Genomic DNA, 4,888 nt, shown 5'->3' with positions numbered 1-4,888 from the left:
CGCGCGCCCGCCGGTACCGGTACCGGCGCCGCGTGGTCCCGGCGTCCAGGCGAGGGCGGCCGGTCCGCTGCGTCCGGCGGTCCGGCCGAGCCAGAAGCCCCGGTCGGCAAGGCGGCCGGGCGAGGCCCGGTACGCCTCCTCGTCGTCCAGCAGTGTGCGCAGCGGCCCGAACCGCCCCTCGGGCGGCGGTACTTCGCGCTCCAGCGCCGCGTAGACCTCGCTCAGGCGCCGGGCGAACAGGGAGGAGCTGACGCCGTCGAGGACGAGGTGGTGCGCTCCGAGATACCAGCACCAGCGCGTCTCCGACAGCCGCAGCAGCGCCCCTCGGAAGAGGGGGCCGCGCGCCAGGTCGAAGGGGCGCGCGAGGTCGGCGCGCAGCCACGCCGTCGCGGCACGGCGCGGGCTCGTCTCTCCGCTCAGGTCCGCATACGGCACGTTCCAGGGCGGCAACTCCCCGATGTGCTGGCGCGGTTCACCGTCAGGAGCGCGCGTGAAGCGCGCCCGCAGCCCTTCCGCCTCGGAGATCACCTGGCGGAAGGCGGCCTCGAACACGTCCGCGTCGAGCTGTCCGTGGACCTCGACGCTGAAGCCGACGTGGTAGCGCGCGGAGCCGGGCGCGAGGGCCTGGCCCGTCCAGATGCCGGACTGGGCGGTGGTCAGCGGCAGGCCCGCCGGATCCGCTCCCGGCACGGAAGCGGATCCGGGTCCCCGTCCCTGCGCGGGCGCGGGCGCGGACGCGGTGCCGTCCCCGCCCGGGAGCACGCTCACGCGTCGCCCTGGAGGCGCCGCCGCAGCACCGCGCCGATCTCGCCGAGCGCGTCCGGACGTCCCATCGCGCCGTGCGCGTGCTCGACCGTACGGACGTCGGGCTTGCCGCCGTCCATGTGCGGCAGCCAGAGTTCGGCGGCGAGTTGGGGATCGGTCTCGCGCGCGGCGAAGACCAGGAGGTCCCCGGTGAACCGGCCCGGCCGGTGTGCGCGGGAGAGCGTGCCGTTGTTGAGGAAGATCCGGCAGATCGCGGCGACCCTCGACTCGTCGAACGTGGCCAGCAGCCCCGTACGGTCCCGTGCGATCTCCAGGAACCGTTCGTAGGTGAGCGTCTCCCCCTCCCAGGCGGCCGGGTCGTAGCCGAAGAACTCCAGCAGCAGTCCCAGCACCATGCCCACGCCGCCGTCGGCGGGCGGCTCGGCGGCGGCCCGGGCCTGCTCCGCGGCGCCCGGTACGCCCGGCATTCCGGGCGCGCCGTCGGACCCCGCGGGGAAGGCGTCGAGCACCGACAGCAGCCCCACCTGCTCGCCGCCGCACTGGAGTTGGACGGCCATCTCGTGTGCCACGAGCCCGCCGAAGGACCAGCCCAACAGGTGGTACGGGCCGGACGGCTGCACGCTGCGCACCTGTGCCAGATAGTCGGCGGCCATCTCCCCGACCGTGGCGGGCAGCACCTCCGTGCCGTCCAGGCCGCGGGCCTGGAGTCCGTAGACCGGCTGGTCGGTGCCGAGGGACGTGGTCAGACCCGCGTACGACCAGGCGATGCCGGCCGCCGGGTGCACGCAGAACAGCGGCGGCCTGCTGCCCGTGTCGCGCAGCGGCAGCAACACGCCGATGCCGCTGGCCTGTTGGGACGCGGCGGCGGCCGGATCCGGGGCGACGGCCGCACCGGTGCCGGTGCCGGCCATGCTCTCCGCATGCTCCGTACGGTCCGCCACTGCGGCGTCCGCACCGCCGGAACCGACGGCACCGGATTCGACCGCGCCCACACTGCGCGCCGGGTCGTGCGCCAGCGTCGTCAGCAGGCCCTCGAAGCGCGCGGACAGCGCCTCGACCCGTTCGCGGTCCAGCAGATGCGGCCGGTAGTCGAAGCGCAGGAACACCCGCTCGCCGCGCGCCGAGACGATCAGGCCCAGCGGATAGTGCGGTGCGTCGTCGCCGGAGGCGCGGGCCAGCGTGAGCCCGGGCGCCGGATCCTCCGTCATCCCGTCCACGGGGTAGTTCTCGAACGCCATGACGGTGTCGAACATGTCGCCCATGTTCGTGATGCCGCGGATCTCGCCGAGCCCGATGTGGTGGTACGGCATCAGCCGGGTCTGCTCCCGCTGCATCCGTACCAGCAGGGTGCCCAGCGACTCCGCCGGATCCAGCCGCACCCTCGTCGGGACGGTGTTGATGAACAGCCCCACCATCGTCTCGACGCCCGGGAGTTCGGCGGGACGGCCGGAGACCACCGAGCCGAAGACGACGTCCTCGTGCCCGGTCTCCAGCCCCAGCAGCAGGCCCCAGGCGGTCTGGAGCACGGTGTTGAGGGTGACTCCGTGGCGGCGTGCCATCTCCACCAGCGCCGTCGTGGTCGCCTCGCTGAGTTCGACGGCGACGTGGTCGGCGGGCAGCGGTGTGCGGCCCTCCTCGTCGGGCGCGAGACGCGTGGTGCGGGTCAGGCCCGACAGCGCCTCCCGCCAGGCCGCTTCGGCCTTCCCGGTGTCGACGTCCTCCAGCCACGCCAGATACTCACGGAACGGTGTGACGGCGGGCAGGTCCGCGTCGCTGCCGCCGGCCGCGCCCACCTCCTTGCGGTACAGCGCGAACAGCTCCCGCACGATGACCGGCAGCGACCAGCCGTCCAGCAGGATGTGGTGCGTGGTCAGCACCAGCTTCCAGCGGTTCTCGCCAGTCGTGAGCAGCATCATGCGGACCATGGGCGGATGCGCCGGGTCGAAGGGGCGGCCCCGCTCGGCGCGCATCATCCGGCGCGCCTCCTCCTCCAGCTCCTCAGCGTCGGCCACTCCGGTCAAGTCCGCCTCGCGCCACGGGAGTTCGGCGTCCGCGCAGATCACCTGCACGGGCTGGGACATGCCGTCGTGCACGAACGCCGCCCGGAGGTTGCCGTGCCGCCGCAGCAGCGCCTGTCCGGCCCGGCGCATGAGCCGCGCGTCGAGTGTGCCCTCCAGGTCGAGCCAGAGCTGCACGGTGTAGAGGTTGTGCCGGGTCTCGTCGGCGCCGTCCGCGTCCTCGTCCTCGTCGCCGCCGTCGGCGAGGGCCCCGAGCAGCACGTGGTAGAGCATGCCCTGCTGCAACGGGGAGAGCGGAAGGATCTCCGTCACGTCCGGGTGTGACGCCTCCAGTTCGTCGATCTCGTCCTGCCCGAGCGAGACGAGCGGGAAGTCCGAGGGGGTACGTCCGCCCGCGCCGGGCTGCGTCGCGTGCTCGGCGAGCGCGTCGAGGATGGCGAACCAGGTGTCCGCCAAGGCCCGTACGGTCTCCTCCTCGACGACGCCCTCCGGCCAGACGAAGGAGACGGCCAGTTCGGTGCCGTCCTCGCCGTCCTGCGTCAGGGCGTTGATGGACAGCGGATGCGTCAGCGGCATGTCGGCGTCGGCGCCCGCGCTCATCGCGGTCTCGGGGGCCGGTGCCCAGTCCCGTTCGCCCGCCGCGGCGGGCAGCAGGAAGCGGCCGAAGTAGTTGAAGCCGATGTGCCGGGGAGGCGCGGCGGCGAGCGCCGCCGACGTCCGCGGGTTCAGATAGCGCAGCAGGCCGAAGCCGATGCCCTTGTCCGGGATCTCCCGGAGCTGCTCCTTGACGCGCCGCAGGGCGCGGCCCAGTTCGTGTCCGCTGTCGGCGGCGGCCTCGCCGGGTGCCAGGCGCACCGGGTACATGCTGGTGAACCAGCCGACGGTACGGGAGAGATCGGCGCCCGGGACGACCGGTTCGCGGCCGTGGCCCTCCACGTCGATCAGCACGTCGCCCGCGCCGCCGTCGTCCCCTGCGTGCCCGTCCGCGGCGCCGACGCAGCTCCGTACGGCCAGCGCCAGCGCGGTGAGCAGGACGTCGTTGATCTCGCAGTGGAAGGCCGCGGGGATGGTGGTGAACAGATGCCGGGCCCGCTCCGCGCCGTACGTCAGCACATGGGAGCGCGCGCGTCCCGTGGTGTCGTGCGCGGGGTCCAGCGGCCGGTTGGCGAGCCGGGGCCCGGTGGTTTCCAACGTCCGTTGCCACAGGGGGAGTTCGGCGAGCCGCCGGTCCTCCTGCGCCTGCTCGGACAGCGCGCGGCCCCACTGCCGCAACGGCGTCTCGACGGGCTGGAGTTCGGGGGTGCGGCCCGCGTCGAGTGCCTCGTACGCGGAGGCGAGGTCGGGCACGATGATGCGCCAGGACACCCCGTCGACCGACAGATGGTGTCCCATGAACATCAGCCGTCCGGGCGTGTGCGGCCCGGCGTCGAACCACACGACGCGCACCATCGTGCCTGCCCGCACGTCGAGTTCGGACTTGGCGCGGGCCGCCTCGCGCTCGACGGCCGCGGTCAGATCCGTGCCGGGTGCGGAGACGTCGACGCGGCGGACGCACGACTGCGCCGCCACCGCACCGGCCGGCCGCGCCTCCAGGCGCCACTCGCCGCCCGAGGTGTCCAGACGCAGCCGCAGCGCGTCATGGTGGTCGAAGAGGGTCTGCACGGCCTTGACGAGGACGTCGTGGCGCAGCCCGCCGGGCACCTGGAGCATGACGGCCTGGTGGAACCCGTCGACGGGGCCGTCGAGTTCGCGCAGCCAGTGCACGATCGGCGTCAGCGGCACCTCGCCCACGCCGGAGGCGGTTCCGCCGGCGGCCGTGCCGCGTCCGGTCTCCCGGGCGACGGCCGCGAGCGCCCGTACGGTCTTGTGCTCGAAGACGTCCTGCGGGGTGAGGACCAGACCCGCCTTGCGGAGCTGGCTCACGAGCTGGATGGAGACGATGCTGTCGCCGCCGAGGTCGAAGAAGCTGTCCTCCGGGGCGACGTGGGGCAGCCGCAGGACGGTGGCGAAGACGCCGGCGACGACGTCCTCGCGCGAGGGGGCGGCGTCCGGCGCGGGCGCGGGAGCCGTGGCGGCAGCGGGAGCCGCGGCGGGTTCGGCGGCCG

General features: G+C 73.9%; 2 protein-coding genes. Both read right to left on the bottom strand.

The genetic code is table 11. The annotated features are described in order from the left end of the window. On the bottom strand, positions 1–768 hold a 768-nt coding region (locus AN218_RS37280; protein ID WP_244900865.1), incomplete at its 3' end, for a condensation domain-containing protein. Beyond that, on the bottom strand, positions 765–4,888 hold a 4,124-nt coding region (locus AN218_RS30875), incomplete at its 5' end, for a condensation domain-containing protein (protein WP_171908861.1). The genes AN218_RS30875 and AN218_RS37280, both read right to left, overlap by 4 nt.

It is taken from the genome of Streptomyces nanshensis (assembly GCF_001751255.1).
Taxonomy (GTDB): domain Bacteria; phylum Actinomycetota; class Actinomycetes; order Streptomycetales; family Streptomycetaceae; genus Streptomyces; species Streptomyces nanshensis_A.
Note: the sequence above shows the minus strand (reverse complement) of the source record. Positions and strands in the feature narration are given on the sequence as shown.